This is a genomic window from Streptomyces sp. NPDC004111 (assembly GCF_042874215.1).
Taxonomy (GTDB): domain Bacteria; phylum Actinomycetota; class Actinomycetes; order Streptomycetales; family Streptomycetaceae; genus Streptomyces.
Window position 1 is genome coordinate 188,965 of the sequence record NZ_JBIAMU010000012.1, and the last position, 18,162, is coordinate 207,126.

The window sequence follows — 18,162 nt, forward strand, 5'->3', positions numbered from 1 at the left end:
CGGATGCGGGTCCTTCGCCCTCGTACGGATACCATCGCTCGTGGCCGATCCTGGCCCTCCATCACCGTCCCGGAAGGGGGCAGCTCGCGTGAGTGTGCTCGACGAGATCATCGAAGGCGTACGCATCGACCTCGCGGAGCGGCAGGCACGTGTCAGCCTGGAGGAGCTCAAGGAGCGGGCTGCCAAGGCGCCCGTCGCCAAGGACGGTGTCGCGGCCCTGCGCGGCGACAGCGTCAAGGTCATCTGCGAGGTCAAGCGGTCCAGCCCCTCCAAGGGCGCGCTCGCGGCCATCGCGGACCCGGCCGCCCTCGCCGCCGACTACGAGGCGGGCGGCGCCGCCGTCATCTCCGTGCTCACCGAGGAGCGCCGCTTCGGCGGCTCGCTGGCCGACCTGGAGGCCGTCCGGGCCAAGGTCGACATCCCGGTGCTGCGCAAGGACTTCATCGTCACCGCCTACCAGCTCTGGGAGGCCCGCGCGTACGGTGCCGACCTGGCGCTGCTGATCGTCGCGGCCCTGGAGCAGGACGCCCTGGTCTCCCTCATCGAGCGCGCCGAGTCCATCGGGCTCACCCCGCTGGTCGAGGTGCACGACGAGGACGAGGTGGACCGCGCGGTCGACGCCGGAGCGAAGATCATCGGTGTGAACGCGCGCAACCTGAAGACCCTCAAGGTCGACCGGGGCACCTTCGAGCGCGTCGCCCCGGAGATCCCCGACCACCTCGTGAAGATCGCCGAGTCGGGCGTCCGCGGACCGCACGACCTGATCGCGTACGCCAACGCGGGCGCGGACGCCGTGCTCGTCGGCGAGTCGCTGGTCACCGGCCGCGACCCCAAGGCAGCCGTCGCCGACCTGGTCGCCGCGGGCGCCCACCCGGCGCTGCGCCACGGACGGGGCTGACCGCACCCCATGACCCTCGTCCGTCTCGCCCGCGGCTGCCGCCCCCGCGGCTGCCGCGCGCCCGCACGACGGGTGCACGGCAGGCGGGTGCGGTACCACATCGGTTCCGAGCCGGGTCAGATCAACGGCATGCGATGGCGTCGCTGAACGCCGGATTCCGGCGTTCGCGCAGTGACACCATTTTCTCTTGCCGGGCGCAGTTGTAGCGCTCGGCTCTACGAGGAGTTTCCGCATGCCCAGCGAGTTCTTCATTCCCGACCCCCAGGGTCAAGTCCCCACCACCGAGGGCTACTTCGGTGAATTCGGCGGCAAGTTCATCCCCGAGGCGCTGGTCGCCGCGGTCGACGAGGTCGCCGTCGAGTACGACAAGGCCAAGGCGGACCCGGCGTTCGCCGCCGAGCTGGACGACCTGATGGTCAACTACACCGGCCGGCCCAGCTCGCTCACCGAGGTGCCCCGGTTCGCCGAGCACGCGGGCGGCGCCCGGGTGTTCCTCAAGCGCGAGGACCTCAACCACACCGGCTCGCACAAGATCAACAACGTGCTCGGCCAGGCGCTGCTGACCAAGCGGATGGGCAAGACCCGCGTCATCGCCGAGACCGGCGCGGGCCAGCACGGGGTGGCCACCGCCACCGCGTGCGCCCTCTTCGGCCTCGACTGCACCATCTACATGGGCGAGGTCGACACCGAGCGCCAGGCGCTGAACGTGGCCCGGATGCGCATGCTCGGTGCCGAGGTGGTGGCCGTGAAGTCCGGCAGCCGCACCCTCAAGGACGCCATCAACGAGGCGTTCCGCGACTGGGTCGCCAACGTGGACCGCACCCACTACCTCTTCGGCACGGTCGCGGGCCCGCACCCCTTCCCCGCCATGGTCCGCGACTTCCACCGGGTGATCGGCGTGGAGGCACGCCGCCAGATCCTGGAGCGGGCCGGCCGCCTCCCCGACGCGGCCGTGGCCTGCGTCGGCGGCGGCTCCAACGCCATCGGCCTCTTCCACGCCTTCGTCCCCGACGCGGGCGTGCGCCTGGTCGGCTGCGAGCCCGCCGGGCACGGCATCGAGACCGGCGAGCACGCGGCCACCCTCAGCGCGGGCGAGCCGGGCATCCTGCACGGCTCACGGAGCTACGTCCTCCAGGACGAGGAGGGCCAGATCACCGAGCCGTACTCGATCTCGGCCGGCCTCGACTACCCGGGCATCGGCCCCGAGCACTCCTACCTCAAGGACATCGGCCGCGGCGAGTACCGGGCGGTCACCGACGACGCGGCCATGCAGGCGCTGCGGCTGCTCTCGCGCACCGAGGGCATCATCCCGGCCATCGAGAGCGCCCACGCGCTCGCCGGTGCGCTGGACCTGGGCAAGGAGCTGGGCAAGGACGGGCTGCTCCTGGTCAACCTGTCCGGGCGCGGCGACAAGGACATGGACACGGCGGCCCGCTACTTCGGGCTGTACGACGGCGCAGAGGGGGACACGAAGTGAGCGGGAACGTGACGCTGTTGAACGACACCCTCGCCGCGGCGAAGAGCGAGGGGCGGGCCGCGCTGATCGCGTACCTGCCCGCCGGGTTCCCCACCGTCGACGGCGGCATCGAGGCCGTCAAGGCGGTCGTCGCGGGCGGTGCGGACGTGGTCGAGGTCGGGCTGCCGCACAGCGACCCGGTGCTCGACGGCCCGGTCATCCAGACCGCCGACGACATCGCCCTGCGCGGCGGCGTCAAGATCGCCGACGTGATGCGCACGGTGCGCGAGGCACACGCGGCGACCGGTGTGCCGGTGCTGGTCATGACGTACTGGAACCCCATCGACCGGTACGGCGTCGAGCGGTTCACCGCCGAGCTCGCCGAGGCGGGCGGTGCGGGCTGCATCCTGCCCGACCTGCCGGTCCAGGAGTCCGCGCTGTGGCGCGAGCACGCCGAGAAGCACGGCCTCGCCACGGTGTTCGTGGTCGCCCCGAGCAGCCAGGACGCGCGGCTCGCGACGATCACGGCGGCGGGTTCCGGCTTCGTGTACGCGGCCTCGCTGATGGGCGTGACCGGCACCCGCGAGTCGGTGGGCGAGCAGGCGCAGGACCTCGTCCGGCGCACCCGGGCGACCACCGAGCTGCCCGTGTGCGTGGGGCTCGGGGTGTCGAACGCCGTGCAGGCGAAGGAGGTCGCGGCCTTCGCGGACGGCGTCATCGTCGGTTCGGCGTTCGTCAAGCGGATGCTCGACGCGGACGACGAGGCGGCCGGACTGGAAGCGGTGCGCGCGCTGGCGGCGGAACTGGCGGCGGGCGTACGGCGGGCGGGGTGACCCCTGGCGCGAGGGGGGCCGGCCGTGCGGGGTGACCGCTCGAACGGGCTGATCATTCCCGTCGGCCGGTCACTCACCTGGGCCGATCACATCTGAACACCTTTCGGACGCGTGACTTTATGGTTCCGTAGTCCGTCCGGGTGGAATTGCGGCCGGGGTGGCACATCGGTGCCGCCCCGGTTCGTTGCTCCGGATGTGAGCGAGAAGAACTCTGCAGGCAAGCGAACCGCGCGAGAGCGGCTCATCCAGGAACGCGAAGCACAGAAGTCGCGTGACAAACGACGGCGGCTGCTGATCGTCGCCTCGGCGGTGGTCGGTGTCCTCGGCCTGGCCGCGGTGGCCGGGGTGGTCGCCGCGAACAGCGGCGGCGACAAGGGCAAGGCCGGCTCGGCGTCGGACGGCGGCGGAGCGGTGGTGTCCCCGGCCGGGACCGTCGGCGACAAGAAGGTGGCCGTCCCGGTGGGCATGACGGACGCCCCGTCCGTGCTGACGGTCTACGAGGACATGCGCTGTCCGGCGTGCGGTGCCTTCGAGCAGAGCATGCGGACGACCGTCAACAAGCTGGAGCAGGAGGGCAAGATCCGCGCCGAGTACCACGTGGTGTCGTTCATCGACAACGCGATGCGCGGCAACGGCTCCAAGTACGCGGCGAACGCGCTGGGTTGCGCGCAGGACGCGGGCATGTTCCACGCGTACCACGACGTCCTCTTCCAGAACCAGCCCCAGGAGCAGGACGACGCCTTCGGCCAGAAGAGCCGTCTGCTGGAACTGGCCGGCAAGGTGCCGGGGCTGCGCGGCCCGGCCTTCGACACCTGCGTGGACAAGCAGAAGTACGCGCCGTGGGTGACCAAGGTGCAGGAGGACTTCAGCGCCTCGGAGTACAAGGCGACGCCGACGGTGCTGCTCAACGGGGAGTCGGTGTTCCCGCAGAAGGGCAGCGAGCAGATCTCGCCCGCGAATCTGATCAAGTGGGTGGACGAGGCGAACAAGGGGAAGCGGCCGGGGACGACGGCCCCCTCGGCGCCCACGTCCGCGTCGCCGGGAGCGGCGTCCTCGGGGGCGCCGACCCCGACTCCGACGAGGGCGGGGACCGGGGCTCCGGCGGCGCCGGGGGCCGCGGGCACGCGGTAGCGGTCCGGCGGGCGGATCCCCGGCCGCTCGCGCGCTTCCCCCAGCCCCTGAGCACGCAGGGGCGCGGGGAACCGCGCGGTCGGCCACGCCGGAGCCGAGCGTGCGGGAGGGCGGGGCGGGGGAGAGGGCCCGCGCGGCGCAAGGGCGTCCGCAAGCGGGGCTTGTTACGCAGACGTTGCCGGGCGGGTTGTCACCGGTGCAGCCCGGCAGGGTAGCGTCGACTCCGCCATGAAACTTGCCTACATTCCCAGCCCGGCGGCCGGTGAGATCCACCTCGGACCCCTCCCGCTGCGCGGCTACGCCCTCTGCATCATCATCGGCGTCTTCGTAGCCGTCTGGTACGGCAACAAGCGCTGGATCGCCCGCGGCGGCAAGCCGGGAACGGTCGCCGACATCGCCGTCTGGGCGGTGCCCTTCGGACTCGTCGGCGGACGGCTCTACCACGTCGTCACCGACTACCAGCTCTACTTCAGCGAAGGCAAGAACTGGGTCGACGCCTTCAAGATCTGGGAGGGCGGCCTCGGTATCTGGGGCGCCGTCGCCCTCGGCGCGGTCGGTGCCTGGATCGGCTGCCGGCGCCGCGGCATTCCGCTCCCCGCCTGGGCCGACGCCATGGCCCCCGCCCTCGTCATCGCGCAGGCCATCGGCCGCTGGGGCAACTGGTTCAACCAGGAACTGTACGGCCGGGAGACCGACCTGCCCTGGGCGCTGAAGATCACCAAGGGGGAGGACCCGGGTCTCTACCACCCGACCTTCCTCTACGAGTCGCTCTGGTGCCTGGGCGTCGCCGCCGTCATCGTCTGGGCCGACCGCCGCTTCAAGCTCGGCCACGGGCGGGTCTTCGCGCTGTACGTCGCCCTGTACTGCGCCGGGCGCGGCTGGATCGAGTACATGCGCATCGACGACGCCCACCACATCCTGGGCCTGCGCCTCAACGTCTGGACGGCGATCATCGTCTTCGTCCTGGCTGTCGTCTACATCGTCCTGTCGGCGCGGCTGCGTCCGGGCCGTGAGGAGATCGTCGAGCCGGACCGCGAGGGCGACGGCGGGGCGGCTGACGAGGACGCCGCCGGAGCCAAGGACTCCGCGAAGAAGACCGTGAAGGCGGCGGCCGTCAAGAAGCCCGCCGGGTCCGCCGGGAAAACCACGGACCTGACGAAGGACACCAAGGACACCAAGAGCGCCAAGGACACGAAGGCAGCCAAGGGGGCCGAGGACGCCGAGGTGGCCGGGGACGGTGCGAAGGGCGAGGCCAAGAAGGGCTGATCCCCTTCGCGGCGCGTACGCGGAAACGGCGCAAGGGCCGTCCGGGCCGAGAGGTCCGGGCGGCCCTTCCCGCTGCCCGGGGGCGGGCGCGTGCGGCGGCCGAACCGGTCAGCGGGCGTCGATCTCGCGGCGGTGGGGCATCGAGGTCGACGCCCCGTGCCGCTGCACCGACAGCGCCGCGGCCACCGACGCCCACGCCATCGCGTCCGGCACCGGCCTGCCCTCGCCGAGCGCGACGGCCAGCGCGCCGACGAAGGTGTCCCCGGCCGCCGTGGTGTCCACCGGCTCGGCCGGGACCGCCGGGACGAACACCGGGTCCGGGGCGCTCCTGCTGACGTACGCGCTGCCCGCCGCGCCCAGCGTGACGATCACCTCGGGGACGTGGCCGAGGAGGGCGCGGGCGGCGAGCAGCGGGTCGTGCAGTCCGGTGAGGGCGGCGGCCTCGTGCTCGTTGGGCACCAACAGGTCGGTGGCGGCGAGGAGTTCCGCGGGCATGGCCGCCGCGGGGGCGGGCGTCAGGATGGTCCGTACCCCGTGCCTGCGGGCCGCTCGGGCGCCCGCAGTGACGGCGGACAGCGGCAGTTCGAGCTGGAGGAGCAGCGCGTACGCCCCGGTGATCAGGGTTTCGTCGCCGGGGGTGAGCGCGGTGACGGTGCCGTTCGCGCCCGGGACCACGACGATCGAGTTGCCGCCGTTGTCGTCCACGACGATGTGCGCGGTGCCGGAGGGGCCCTCGGCGGTGCGCAGGAAGTCGGTGCCGACACCGGAGTGTTCGAGCGCGCCGCGCAGCTGGGGGCCGAACTCGTCGGTGCCGACCGCGCCGATCATCGTCACGTCGCCGCCCGCGCGCGCGGCGGCGACGGCCTGGTTGGCGCCCTTGCCGCCGGGGACGGTACGGAACGCCCGGCCGGCGACGGTCTCGCCGCTGCTCGGCGCCTTGGCTGCGTAGGCGACGAGGTCCATGTTGGTGCTGCCCAGCACGGTGAGGGGGGTCGGTTGCATGGGGGATGTGTGCCACGAGGGGGCGCCGGTGACCCGCACCGTGCCCGGAGTCACCCGGTCGGTGCGGCGCGGGGGGTGAGCAGGCAGGAAGGTAAGGCTTGGATTACTTGGCGAAGTGGCCCTCTGGCCAAGTAAGTACGGCCTACCTTGCTGGCGCGGGCTTCGAATCGTGCGTACTTTCGGGGGTGTCGGGGCAGACCCCGGCCGCTGGTTTGCACGAGGGGTGTGGGTTTTCCGATATGGCCATCATTGAGAACGAGGCGACGCTCCACGAGGCGCACCGCGACAACCACACCCACCGTGATGTGAACGGCGGTTGGCTGCGGCCGGCCGTGTTCGGGGCGATGGACGGGCTCGTGTCGAACCTGGCGCTGATGACCGGTGTCGCGGGCGGGGCCGTCTCCCAGGAGACCATCGTCATCACCGGGTTGGCCGGCCTCGCCGCCGGAGCGTTCTCGATGGCGGCGGGCGAGTACACCTCGGTGGCCTCCCAGCGGGAGCTGGTCGAGGCCGAACTCGACGTCGAGCGGCGCGAGTTGAAGAAGCATCCGCAGGACGAGATGGAGGAGCTGGCCGCCCTCTACGAGTCGCGCGGGGTCGAGCCGCACCTCGCCCGGCAGGTCGCCGAGCAGCTCTCCCGCGACCCCGAGCAGGCGCTGGAGATCCACGCCCGCGAGGAGCTCGGGATCGACCCCGACGACCTGCCGTCGCCGCTGGTGGCCGCCGTCTCGTCGTTCGGCGCCTTCGCCCTCGGCGCGCTGCTGCCCGTGCTGCCCTACCTCCTCGGGGCGACCTCGCTGCTGCCCGCCGTGCTGCTGGCGCTGGTCGGGCTGTTCGGCTGCGGTGCGGTGGTGGCCCGGGTGACCGCCCGCACCTGGTGGTTCAGCGGGCTGCGGCAGCTGGCCCTCGGCGGGGCCGCAGCGGCGCTGACGTACGGCCTCGGGGCGCTCTTCGGCGCGGCCCTCTGACCGTCCCCGTCGCCACGCGCACCGAAGCCCCCGGGGGCCGGGAGATCCCGGTCCGCCGGGGGCTTTCGCGCACCGGCGGCGTCGTGCGTGGTGGCGGGGGTGTGCGCCGGGCAGGGTGCCGGGAGTGCGCCGGGGAGTGTGACGTACGCCCCGGAGCGGATCGCGAGCATGCGCCGTAGGATGTGGCTATATGCAAGGTGTCGCATAAGTAGTCGTTACCCATCGGTTTCGTCTAGTTGACGGCCGGGCATGAGCCGTAAGCGCCGCAGGCAACGTTGCTTGCTCCGCCGCGGTCCGGAGGACACCGATTCGTCCACCCCCGCAGCACATCTACCGCGCCGCGTCCGCCGCGCGCGGTGTCCGCATGGTGGAATGAGCTATCCGCTTCCTGAGAAGCCAGCCATCATGTAACCTGCACGAAATTTCGCGGAGGGCCAATGTCGTCCCTCGGTATTTTGCATATGCCACGACGACGACGGGAGTGCCGATGCGTACCCACGCCTGGTCGCCCATGGACGGTCGCCCCGCCCAGCAGGGGCTGTACGACCCCCGTAACGAGCACGACGCATGCGGCGTCGGCTTTGTGGCCACCCTCACCGGTGTGGCCAGCCATGACATGGTCGAGCAGGCGCTGACCGTACTGCGCAATCTCGAACACCGCGGCGCCACCGGCTCCGAGCCCGACTCCGGCGACGGTGCCGGCATCCTGCTCCAGGTCCCGGACGCGTTCTTCCGCGAGGTCACGGAATTCGAGCTTCCGGCCGCTGGGGAATATGCCGTCGGCATCGCCTTCCTGCCCGCCGACGAGAGCGCGGGCGCCGAGGCCGTCTCGCGGATCGAGACGATCGCGGACGAGGAGGGCCTCCGCGTCCTCGGCTGGCGCGAGGTCCCGGTCACCCCGGGCCTGCTGGGCAACGGCGCACGCGCCACGATGCCCGCCTTCCGCCAGCTCTTCGTCGCCGACGGCACCAGCAGCGGCATCGCGCTGGACCGCAAGGCCTTCGTCCTGCGCAAGCGCGCCGAGCGCGAGGCCGGTGTCTACTTCCCGTCGCTCTCCGCGCGCACCCTGGTCTACAAGGGCATGCTCACCACCGGGCAGCTGGAGCCGTTCTTCCCCGACCTGTCCGACCGGCGGCTGGCCACCGCCGTCGCGCTGGTGCACTCCCGGTTCTCGACCAACACCTTCCCGTCCTGGCCGCTGGCCCACCCGTACCGCTTCGTCGCGCACAACGGTGAGATCAACACCGTCAAGGGCAACCGGAACTGGATGAAGGCCCGCGAGTCGCAGCTCGCCTCCGACCTGTTCGGTCAGGAGAGGCTGGACCGGATCTTCCCCGTCTGCACGCCCGACGCCTCCGACTCCGCGTCCTTCGACGAGGTCCTGGAACTGCTGCACCTGGGCGGCCGGTCGCTGCCGCACTCGGTGCTGATGATGGTCCCCGAGGCGTGGGAGAACCACGACTCCATGGACCCGGCCCGGCGCGCCTTCTACCAGTACCACTCCACGATGATGGAGCCCTGGGACGGCCCTGCCTGCGTCACCTTCACCGACGGCGTCCAGGTCGGCGCGGTCCTGGACCGCAACGGGCTGCGCCCCGGCCGCTACTGGGTCACCGACGACGGCCTCGTGGTGCTCTCCTCCGAGGTCGGCGTCCTGGACATCGACCCCGCGAAGGTCGTCCGCAAGGGCCGCCTCCAGCCCGGCAAGATGTTCCTCGTCGACACCGCCGAGCGCCGCATCGTCGAGGACGACGAGATCAAGGCGTCCCTCGCCGCCGAGAACCCGTACCAGCAGTGGCTGGAGACCGGCGAGATCGAGCTGGAGGACCTCCCCGAGCGCGAGCACATCGTGCACACCCACGCCTCCGTCACCCGCCGCCAGCAGACCTTCGGCTACACCGAGGAGGAGCTGCGCGTCATCCTCGCGCCGATGGCCCGCACCGGCGGCGAGCCGCTCGGCTCGATGGGCACGGACTCGCCGATCGCCGCGCTCTCCGAGCGCCCCCGGCTGCTGTTCGACTACTTCACCCAGCTGTTCGCGCAGGTCACCAACCCGCCGCTGGACGCCATCCGCGAGGAGCTCGTCACCTCGCTGCGCTCCTCGCTGGGCCCGGCGGGCAACCTCCTGGAGCCGACCGCCGCGTCGTGCCGGAGCGTCACGCTGCCCTTCCCGGTGATCGACAACGACGAGCTGGCCAAGCTCATCCACATCAACGCCGACGGCGACATGCCCGGCATGAAGGCGGCCACGCTCTCCGGCCTCTACCGGGTCTCCGGCGGCGGAGAGGCGCTCGCCGCCCGCATCGAGGAGATCCGCGCCGAGGCGGACGCCGCCATCGAGGCCGGCGCCCGGCTGATCGTGCTCTCCGACCGGCACTCCGACGCCGAGCACGCGCCGATCCCCTCGCTGCTGCTCACCTCCGCCGTGCACCACCACCTCATCGCCACCAAGCAGCGCACCCAGGTGGGCCTGCTGGTGGAGGCCGGTGACGTCCGCGAGGTGCACCACGTCGCGCTGCTCATCGGCTACGGAGCCGCGGCCGTCAACCCGTACCTCGCGATGGAATCGGTCGAGGACCTGGTCCGCGCGGGCACCTTCATCGAGACGGACGACGCCGAGCAGGCCATCCGCAACCTCATCCACGCGCTGGGCAAGGGCGTCCTGAAGGTGATGTCCAAGATGGGCATCTCCACCGTCGCCTCCTACCGCGGCGCCCAGGTCTTCGAGGCCGTCGGCCTGAACGAGGACTTCGTCGCCACCTACTTCAACGGCACCGCCACCAAGATCGGCGGCGCCGGTCTGGACGTCGTCGCCAAGGAGGTCGCCGCCCGGCACGCCAAGGCCTACCCGGCCTCCGGCATCGCCGCCTCGCACCGCCGACTGGAGATCGGCGGCGAGTACCAGTGGCGCCGCGAGGGCGAGCCGCACCTGTTCGACCCCGAGACGGTCTTCCGCCTCCAGCACGCCACCCGGGGCGGCAGGTACGACGTCTTCAAGCAGTACACGGACCGGGTCAACGAGCAGTCCGAGCGGCTGATGACGCTGCGCGGCCTGTTCGGCTTCAAGTCCGAGGACCGGGCGCCCATCGCGCTCGACGAGGTCGAGCCGGTCTCGGAGATCGTCAAGCGCTTCTCCACCGGCGCCATGTCGTACGGCTCCATCTCCCAGGAGGCGCACGAGACCCTCGCCATCGCCATGAACCAGTTGGGCGGCAAGTCCAACACCGGTGAGGGCGGCGAGGACCCCGAGCGGCTCTACGACCCGGCGCGCCGCTCCTCCATCAAGCAGGTCGCCTCCGGCCGCTTCGGTGTGACCTCCGAGTACCTGGTCAACGCGGACGACATCCAGATCAAGATGGCGCAGGGCGCCAAGCCCGGCGAGGGCGGCCAGCTGCCCGGCCACAAGGTCTACCCGTGGGTCGCCAAGACCCGGCACTCCACCCCCGGCGTGGGCCTCATCTCGCCGCCGCCGCACCACGACATCTACTCCATCGAGGACCTCGCCCAGCTCATCCACGACCTCAAGAACGCCAACCCGCAGGCCCGCATCCACGTGAAGCTGGTCTCCGAGGTCGGCGTCGGCACGGTCGCGGCGGGCGTCTCCAAGGCCCACGCGGACGTCGTCCTGATCTCCGGCCACGACGGCGGAACGGGCGCCTCCCCGCTCACCTCGCTCAAGCACGCGGGCGGCCCCTGGGAGCTGGGCCTCGCCGAGACCCAGCAGACCCTGCTGCTCAACGGGCTGCGCGACCGCATCGTGGTGCAGACCGACGGCCAGCTCAAGACCGGCCGCGACGTCGTCATCGCCGCCCTCCTCGGCGCCGAGGAGTTCGGTTTCGCGACCGCCCCGCTCGTCGTCTCCGGCTGCGTCATGATGCGCGTCTGCCACCTGGACACCTGCCCGGTCGGCATCGCCACCCAGAACCCGGTGCTCCGCGAGCGGTTCTCCGGCAAGGCCGAGTACATCGTCAACTTCTTCCAGTACATCGCCGAAGAGGTCCGCGAGATCCTCGCCGAGCTGGGCTTCCGTACGATCGAGGAGGCCGTCGGCCACGCCGAACTCCTCGACACCGAGCGGGCCGTCACCCACTGGAAGGCGCAGGGCCTCGACCTGGAGCCGCTCTTCCACGTGCCCGAGCTGCCCGAGGGCGCGGTCCGTCACCAGATCGCCGCCCAGGACCACGCCCTGGAGAAGGCCCTCGACAACGAGCTGATCAAGCTCTCCGCCGACGCCCTCTCCGCGGAGAGCGCCGAGGCCGCCCGCCCGGTCCGCGCACAGGTCGCCATCCGCAACATCAACCGCACCGTCGGCACGATGCTCGGCCACGAGGTGACCAAGAGGTTCGGCGGGGCGGGACTGCCCGACGACACCATCGACATCACCTTCACCGGCTCCGCGGGCCAGTCCTTCGGCGCCTTCGTCCCCAGCGGCATCACGCTGCGCCTGGAGGGCGACGCCAACGACTACGTCGGCAAGGGCCTCTCCGGCGGGCGCATCGTCGTCCGCCCGGACCGCGGCGCCGACCACCTCGCCGAGTACTCGACCATCGCCGGCAACACCATCGGCTACGGCGCGACCGGCGGCGAGATCTTCCTCCGCGGGCGCACCGGCGAGCGCTTCTGCGTCCGCAACTCCGGCGCGACCGTGGTGTCCGAGGGCGTCGGCGACCACGGCTGCGAGTACATGACCGGCGGCCACGCCGTCGTGCTCGGCGAGACGGGACGCAACTTCGCGGCCGGCATGTCCGGCGGCATCGCGTACGTCATCGACCTCGACCGCGACAACGTCAACCCGGGCAACCTGGCGGCCGTCGAGTCCCTGTCCACCTCCGAACAGCAGTGGCTGCACGACGTGGTGCGCCGCCACCAGGAGGAGACCGGGTCGACCGTCGCGGCCAAGCTGCTGGCCGACTGGCCCGCCGCGGCCGCACGGTTCAGCAGGATCATCCCGTCCACGTACAAGGCAGTGCTCGCCGCCAAGGACGCCGCTGAGCTGGCCGGGCTCTCCGAGCAGGAGACCACCGAGAAGATGATGGAGGCGGCGACCAATGGCTGACCCCAAGGGCTTTTTGACCACCGGGCGCGAGGTCGCCCAGACCCGCCCGGTCGAGGACCGCGTCAAGGACTGGAACGAGGTCTACGTTCCCAAGTCCCTCCTGCCGATCATCAGCAAGCAGGCCGGCCGCTGCATGGACTGCGGCATCCCCTTCTGCCACAACGGCTGCCCGCTCGGCAACCTCATCCCCGAGTGGAACGACTACGCCTACCGCGAGGACTGGCGGGCCGCCTCCGAGCGGCTGCACGCCACGAACAACTTCCCGGAGTTCACCGGGCGGCTGTGCCCGGCGCCCTGCGAGTCGGCGTGCGTGCTGGGCATCAACCAGCCCGCCGTCACCATCAAGAACGTCGAAGTCACCATCATCGACAAGGCGTGGGACAGCGGCGACGTCACCCCGCAGCCGCCCGAGCGCCTCTCCGGCAAGACCGTCGCGGTCATCGGCTCGGGCCCGGCGGGCCTGGCCGCCGCCCAGCAGCTGACGCGGGCCGGCCACACGGTCGCCGTGTACGAGCGCGCCGACCGCATCGGCGGACTGCTGCGCTACGGCATCCCCGAGTTCAAGATGGAGAAGTCGCACATCAACCGGCGCATCGAGCAGATGCGCGCGGAGGGCACCAAGTTCCGCACCGAGATCGAGATCGGCCGGGACATCGACGCGGCCAAGCTGCGCCGCCGCTACGACGCGGTGGTCGTCGCGGCCGGTGCCACCGTCTCCCGCGACCTGCCCGTCCCCGGCCGGGACCTGAAGGGCATCCACTTCGCGATGGAGTACCTGCCGCTCGCCAACAAGGTGCAGGAGGGCGACCTGACGGTCGCCCCGATCACCGCCGAGGGCAAGCACGTCGTGGTCATCGGCGGCGGCGACACCGGCGCGGACTGCGTGGGCACCGCCCACCGCCAGGGCGCGGCCTCCGTCACCCAGCTGGAGATCATGCCCCGGCCGGGCGAGGAGCGGAACGCGAACCAGCCCTGGCCGACCTTCCCCATGCTCTACAAGGTCACCTCCGCGCACGAGGAGGGCGGCGAGCGGGTCTACTCCGTCTCCACCACCCACTTCGAGGGCGACGAGGACGGCAACGTGCAGTCGCTGCACCTCGTCGAGGTCGAGTTCAAGGACGGCAAGCTGAACCAGAAGGCGGGCACCGAGCGCGTCATCCCCGCGCAGCTGGTCACCCTCGCCATGGGCTTCACCGGCACCGACCAGGCCAACGGCCTCGTCCAGCAGTTCGGCCTCGACCTCGACGAGCGCGGCAACATCGCCCGCGACAAGGACTACGCGACCAACGTCGACGGCGTCTTCGTCGCCGGTGACGCCGGCCGCGGCCAGTCCCTCATCGTCTGGGCCATCGCCGAGGGCCGCTCCGCCGCCCGCGGTGTGGACCGCTACCTCACCGGTGTCAGCGCGCTCCCGGCCCCCGTGAAGCCGACCGACCGTGCACTGACCGTGTGACCTGGCGTACGGTGTCACCCTGGTTGTTCCGCGAAGGTTGAGAACAACCCCACAGATGTCCCGTACAGCGTCGTACGGAACTGAACGCGGCGCCTGCCCCACCTCGTCCCCGACCGGACAAGGGGCAGGCGCCGCGGCGCTTTTCCGCACCCCCGGCACCCGCCGGCCGGTGCGCGCCGCCGCTTCGCACCCTGGCGCCCCCTCCCGGCCTTCCCTACGATCGGGTATGCACGGGGGAGGTGTGCTCATGACAGTGCCGGCGAGGCGGCTGGAGAGGGCCGTCGGCTGGGCGTTCAAGAACATCGACGTCGTCGTCGCGGCCGGGATCGCGCTCACCATCGGCCTGCTCGACATCTTCGGCGACGTCCTCAGCGACGACGTCGTCTCCGGCGCCACCCTGCTGGTCCTCGGCGCCCTCGCCATCGGATCCATCGTGGAGCGGGTGCGGCAGCCCGCCAGCATCCAGGAGGCGCTGGCCGGGACCCGCCGGGCCCTCGACGACCAGGCGATGGTCAGCTCACTGATCGGGGCCGAGGTGGGGGAGGCGCTGCGCGAAGCCCGCCAGCACACCAACCTCTGGTACTTCAAGGGCGGCACCGGCACCTACCTGCGCGCCGTCACCCTGCCGAGCTGCGTCAACGCCGCCAAGGTCCAGCGCTCCCAGCTCAACATGAAGATCGACATCGTCAACCCGGACGACGAACGGGCCTGCGACGCCTACGCCCGCTTCCGGCAGATGTTCGCCGGCCAGCACAACGCCGCCGAGGCGGCCCTGTGGACCAGGGACCGGGTGCGCAAGGAGGCGTACGCGACCGTACTGGCGGCCTGCTGGTACCGCCAGCGGCTCGCCACCCTGGAGATCGCCGTGCACCTCTCCTCCGTCGTCTCCACCCTGCGCTACGACCTCTCCGAGAGCTGCCTGGTCATCACCCAGGACGACAGATCCCGGATGAACCTCCTGGTCAGACGCGGACAGCCGCTCTACGACTACTACGTCACCGAACTCCACCAGAGCCGCGAACAGGCCATGGAACTCGACCTGCGCCCGGCCCCGCCGCTCGCCCCCGAACCCACCGTCGACGAAGTGCGGCTGCTCTTCGACGAACTGCGGCTGCCGCTCCCGCGCACCTTCACCGACAGCGACATCGGCGAGATCACCACGAAGGCCCTGCACGCCGAGGACCCCTACCGGAGGTGAGGCGCCCGGACCGGGCGCGCACTCATGGACGACGACCTGGACCGCTTACCGGAGTTGCTCGACTACGACGAACTCGTACAGGCCCTGGAAACGCGGCGGGTGGCGCTCCTGCGGGAGCGGGCCCGCGCCGCCCTGGCCCGGATCGCGGACGGGGAGCGGGAACTGCCGGCCGTCCGGCACCCGCTCGGCTTCCTCTGCCTGCCCCTGCTCAGGGACGGCGACCGGGGTGTCTGCGTGCACCTCTTCGAGAGCGGCCTCGCCCCCGAACCGGGCGCGGCCCCCATGCACGCGCACAGCTGGGACCTGCACAGCCACGTGCTCTACGGCCAGGTCACCAACCTCCTGGTGCGCACCACCGACGGCGGCGCCCGCCCCACCCACCGGATCTTCGAGATACGCAGCGACCCCGACGGCATCGACGAGATCCGGCCCACCTCCCTGCTGGTGCGCGGCAGGCCCGGACCGCGCCGGGTCAGCACCGGCGGCCAGAGCTACACGCTGCGCGCCGGGGAGTTCCACGCGACCGTGGTCGCCCCCCGGCACCCGACCGCCACCCTCGTCCTCGGCCTGGTCCGGCCGGGCGCCATGGACCTCTCGCTCGGACCGCTGGACGGGCGGGCGGGACGCACGGTGCGGCGGCTCTGCGACCGGGTGCAGACGGTCAAGACGGTACGGACGGCGCTCGGAAGGATGGCGGATGTCTGAGCCGGCGGACCCCTGGGAGAGCGAGCGCAAGGTCGCCGTCGGCGCCGCCGAGGAGGCGGGCGACCTGCTGCGCGACCGGTGCGGGGCGGCGGTGACCGTACGGGAGAAGGGCACGGCGGGGGACGTCGTGACCGACCTCGACCTGGCCTCGGAGAAGATCGTGCTGCGCCGGCTGCAACAGCACTTCCCCGGCGACCGGATCTTCTCCGAGGAGGCCGGCATCCTCCCCGGCAACGGCGCCCGCACCTGGCTGGTCGACCCGCTGGACGGCAGCAACAACGTCGCCATCGGGCTGAGCGTGTACGTCGTCGGCGTGGCCCTGTGCCTCGGCGAGCGGCCGGTGGTGGGTGTCGTGCACGAACCCACCAGCCGGGCCACCTGGTACGCGGTCGCCGGACAGGGCGCGCACGGCCCCGACGGACCGCTGCCGGGCCCCGGCGCCGCCCTGCCCGCCCGCGGCCCCCTCGTCGCCTGGACGCAGGGGTACGGAGTCGACCGGGCGGACCCGCGCGCCGCGGCCCTGCGCGGCATGCTCGAACAGCGCTGCCGGCGGATGCTCCAGCTGTGGGCGCCGCTGGTCGGCTGGAGCCTGCTGGCCCGCGGGCTGATCGACGGGTTCGTGGGCTACCGGGCGGAGGGCGTGGACCTCCCGGCCGGGGCGCTGCTGGCCGCCGAGTCGGGGGTGGAGCTGCGGACGCTGGCCGGGGAGCCCTTCCACCCCGGATTCAGCGGGCCGGGCAGCGGACGCAGCTTCGTCGCGGCGCGGGGCGGCACACTGGACTGGCTGTTGGGGGAGGTGGCCGCGACCGGGCGGTGAGGCCCCGGGCCGCAGCGGGGGACCACGGCGGGGAGCGGCAGGAGGCGGGCACCGGAGATCCGGGCGCCCCGTCCGCCGGACGCGCCCCGTTACGTCGTGGCGGCCAGCGCCAGCGTCGCCGCCAGGGTCGCCGACACCGCGAGCACCAGTCCCGTCCCCAGGAACCGGCCGAGCTTGATCTCCGTACCGTGCCAGCGGCAGCGCTCGAACCACAGAAGCGTGGCGAGCGACGCCCAGGGGGTGACGACCGGGCCCACGTTGACGCCGACGAGCAGGCCGAGGAGCTGGTGGGAGTTGCCGTCCGGGACGGCCGCCTCGCCCGCCACGTACGCCGGAAGGTTGTTCAGCACATTGGAGACGCCCGCGCCGACACCCGCCGCGCGCAGCATTCCCGCGAGCCCGTCGTCGGAGCCGAGGGCCGAGGCGAGCAGGTCGTGCAGGCCGTTGGAGTTGACCGTCTCCACCACCAGGAACATCCCCGGCACCAGGATCAGCAGCCGCCACGGCACCAGCGACCACTTCAGCTCGCCCCGGCGGCGCAGCGCGAACGCCACCACCACGACCAGCGCCGCCGCCCCCGAGGCCGACCACAGCGGGACGTCCGCCACCAGGATCGCCAGCAGGAACCCGCCGCAGGCCACCGCGCTCACCCGGAACAGCACCGGGTCGGTGGGCACCGGCGTGTTCGGCGGGGTGTACCGGTCGGCGCCCCGTTTGCCGCGCCGCCAGTAGAAGCCCCACAGGCACGCCATGGTCACCGCGATCGAGGCCAGCTGGGCCGCCCACAGGGTGGCGGCCAGACCGGAGGCGGAGAGCGCGATGCGGTCCGCGGCCAGCAGGTTGGTGAGGTTGGACGCCGGGAGCAGCAGGCTCGCGGTGTTCGCCAGCCACACCGTCGTCATCGCCATCGGCAGCGCCGCGATGCCCACCCGGGCGGCCAGGGCCAGCATCACCGGAGTCAGCAGGACCGCCGTGGTGTCCAGGTTCAGGGCGATGGTGGTGACGGAGGCGAAGGCCACGCACAGGCCGAACAGGGCCGCGTAGTTGCCGCGCGCGGTACGCGCCACCCACGCGGCGACCACGTCGAAGACGCCCGCCTTCCCGGTGAGTTCGCCGAGCACGATGACCGAACCCAGGAAGGCGAGCAGCGGCACGATCCGGGCCATGACGTCCGAGGCGGGACCGGTGGGCAGCAGCCCCGTCGCCACGGCGAGCAGCCCGAGCGCGAGCAGCCCGACGGCCACCCAGTCCAGCGGGTGGAGACGTCCGAGACGGCGGAGGAGGGACACGCGGGACATGCTAAGCCCGCGTTGATCGCCCCACCACGAGGCGTCCCGCCGGCCCTCGCGACACGCCCGGCCACCTTCCGCGGGCCGGAT

14 protein-coding genes are annotated in these 18,162 nt (G+C 71.9%); 12 read left to right on the forward strand and 2 right to left on the reverse strand.

Going from position 1 to position 18,162, the window contains the following annotated elements:
* Window positions 1-88 precede the first annotated feature (88 nt).
* The 6 genes from trpC (at window position 89) to lgt (ending at window position 5,584) form a co-directional block, all read left to right on the forward strand.
* Window positions 89-898, forward strand: a complete 810-nt coding sequence (trpC, locus tag ACFYVL_RS23925) for an indole-3-glycerol phosphate synthase TrpC (RefSeq protein ID WP_389248002.1) — start codon at window positions 89-91, stop codon at window positions 896-898.
* Window positions 899-907: 9 nt separating this feature from the next.
* Window positions 908-1,045, forward strand: a complete 138-nt coding sequence (gene trpM / locus ACFYVL_RS23930) for a tryptophan biosynthesis modulator TrpM (RefSeq protein WP_389248003.1) — start codon at window positions 908-910, stop codon at window positions 1,043-1,045.
* An 85-nt stretch (window positions 1,046-1,130) separates the two neighbouring features.
* The gene (gene trpB / locus ACFYVL_RS23935) at window positions 1,131-2,375 is read left to right on the forward strand and encodes a tryptophan synthase subunit beta (protein ID WP_389248004.1); all 1,245 of its coding nucleotides are present in this window, start codon (window positions 1,131-1,133) and stop codon (window positions 2,373-2,375) included.
* Complete coding sequence (gene trpA / locus ACFYVL_RS23940; RefSeq protein WP_389248005.1) at window positions 2,372-3,187, forward strand: tryptophan synthase subunit alpha; 816 nt, start codon at window positions 2,372-2,374, stop codon at window positions 3,185-3,187. Before trpB ends, trpA begins: the two co-directional genes overlap by 4 nt.
* 195 nt (window positions 3,188-3,382) lie before the next feature.
* Window positions 3,383-4,318 (forward strand): DsbA family protein, encoded by a 936-nt coding sequence (locus tag ACFYVL_RS23945; protein ID WP_389248006.1) that lies wholly within the window; start codon window positions 3,383-3,385, stop codon window positions 4,316-4,318.
* 228 nt (window positions 4,319-4,546) lie between these two features.
* On the forward strand, window positions 4,547-5,584 hold the full coding sequence (lgt, locus tag ACFYVL_RS23950) for a prolipoprotein diacylglyceryl transferase (protein WP_389248007.1): 1,038 nt from the start codon (window positions 4,547-4,549) through the stop codon (window positions 5,582-5,584).
* A gap of 108 nt (window positions 5,585-5,692) precedes the next feature.
* Here the strand turns inward: lgt and rbsK are convergent, their stop codons facing one another.
* Window positions 5,693-6,586 (reverse strand): ribokinase, encoded by an 894-nt coding sequence (gene rbsK, locus ACFYVL_RS23955; protein WP_389248008.1) that lies wholly within the window; start codon window positions 6,584-6,586, stop codon window positions 5,693-5,695.
* A gap of 239 nt (window positions 6,587-6,825) precedes the next feature.
* Between rbsK and ACFYVL_RS23960 the strand changes: the two genes are divergently transcribed.
* From ACFYVL_RS23960 to ACFYVL_RS23985, 6 genes are all read left to right on the forward strand, one after another.
* Window positions 6,826-7,554, forward strand: a complete 729-nt coding sequence (locus ACFYVL_RS23960) for a VIT1/CCC1 transporter family protein (RefSeq protein ID WP_389248009.1) — start codon at window positions 6,826-6,828, stop codon at window positions 7,552-7,554.
* A gap of 487 nt (window positions 7,555-8,041) precedes the next feature.
* Window positions 8,042-12,610, forward strand: coding sequence for a glutamate synthase large subunit (gltB, locus tag ACFYVL_RS23965; protein WP_389248010.1), 4,569 nt, complete (start codon window positions 8,042-8,044; stop codon window positions 12,608-12,610).
* Window positions 12,603-14,063, forward strand: coding sequence for a glutamate synthase subunit beta (locus ACFYVL_RS23970; protein WP_389248011.1), 1,461 nt, complete (start codon window positions 12,603-12,605; stop codon window positions 14,061-14,063). The genes gltB and ACFYVL_RS23970 overlap by 8 nt, the downstream gene beginning before the upstream one ends.
* 247 nt (window positions 14,064-14,310) lie before the next feature.
* On the forward strand, window positions 14,311-15,261 hold the full coding sequence (locus ACFYVL_RS23975; protein WP_389248013.1) for a hypothetical protein: 951 nt from the start codon (window positions 14,311-14,313) through the stop codon (window positions 15,259-15,261).
* Between the two features lie 24 nt (window positions 15,262-15,285).
* Window positions 15,286-15,966: a hypothetical protein gene (locus ACFYVL_RS23980; protein WP_389248015.1), complete on the forward strand. Its 681-nt coding sequence runs from the start codon at window positions 15,286-15,288 to the stop codon at window positions 15,964-15,966.
* A complete protein-coding gene (locus tag ACFYVL_RS23985; RefSeq protein ID WP_389248017.1) occupies window positions 15,959-16,783 on the forward strand; it encodes an inositol monophosphatase family protein in 825 nt (274 codons plus the stop codon). The genes ACFYVL_RS23980 and ACFYVL_RS23985 overlap by 8 nt, the downstream gene beginning before the upstream one ends.
* Before the next feature lie 89 nt (window positions 16,784-16,872).
* Here ACFYVL_RS23985 and ACFYVL_RS23990 read toward each other — a convergent pair whose 3' ends face one another.
* A complete protein-coding gene (locus tag ACFYVL_RS23990) occupies window positions 16,873-18,072 on the reverse strand; it encodes an SLC13 family permease (protein ID WP_389248018.1) in 1,200 nt (399 codons plus the stop codon).
* Window positions 18,073-18,162 lie beyond the last annotated feature (90 nt).

Bases quoted from the DNA above. Each gene is read 5' to 3' on its own strand.
- gltB (WP_389248010.1), top strand. From the start codon at position 8,042: ATGCGTACCCACGCCTGGTCGCCCATGGACGGTCGCCCCGCCCAGCAG.
- ACFYVL_RS23980 (WP_389248015.1), top strand. From the start codon at position 15,286: ATGGACGACGACCTGGACCGCTTACCGGAGTTGCTCGACTACGACGAA.
- ACFYVL_RS23960 (WP_389248009.1), top strand. From the start codon at position 6,826: ATGGCCATCATTGAGAACGAGGCGACGCTCCACGAGGCGCACCGCGAC.
- lgt (WP_389248007.1), top strand. From the start codon at position 4,547: ATGAAACTTGCCTACATTCCCAGCCCGGCGGCCGGTGAGATCCACCTC.
- ACFYVL_RS23985 (WP_389248017.1), top strand. From the start codon at position 15,959: ATGTCTGAGCCGGCGGACCCCTGGGAGAGCGAGCGCAAGGTCGCCGTC.
- rbsK (WP_389248008.1), bottom strand. From the start codon at position 6,586: ATGCAACCGACCCCCCTCACCGTGCTGGGCAGCACCAACATGGACCTC.
- trpB (WP_389248004.1), top strand. From the start codon at position 1,131: ATGCCCAGCGAGTTCTTCATTCCCGACCCCCAGGGTCAAGTCCCCACC.
- ACFYVL_RS23975 (WP_389248013.1), top strand. From the start codon at position 14,311: ATGACAGTGCCGGCGAGGCGGCTGGAGAGGGCCGTCGGCTGGGCGTTC.
- ACFYVL_RS23970 (WP_389248011.1), top strand. From the start codon at position 12,603: ATGGCTGACCCCAAGGGCTTTTTGACCACCGGGCGCGAGGTCGCCCAG.
- trpM (WP_389248003.1), top strand. From the start codon at position 908: ATGACCCTCGTCCGTCTCGCCCGCGGCTGCCGCCCCCGCGGCTGCCGC.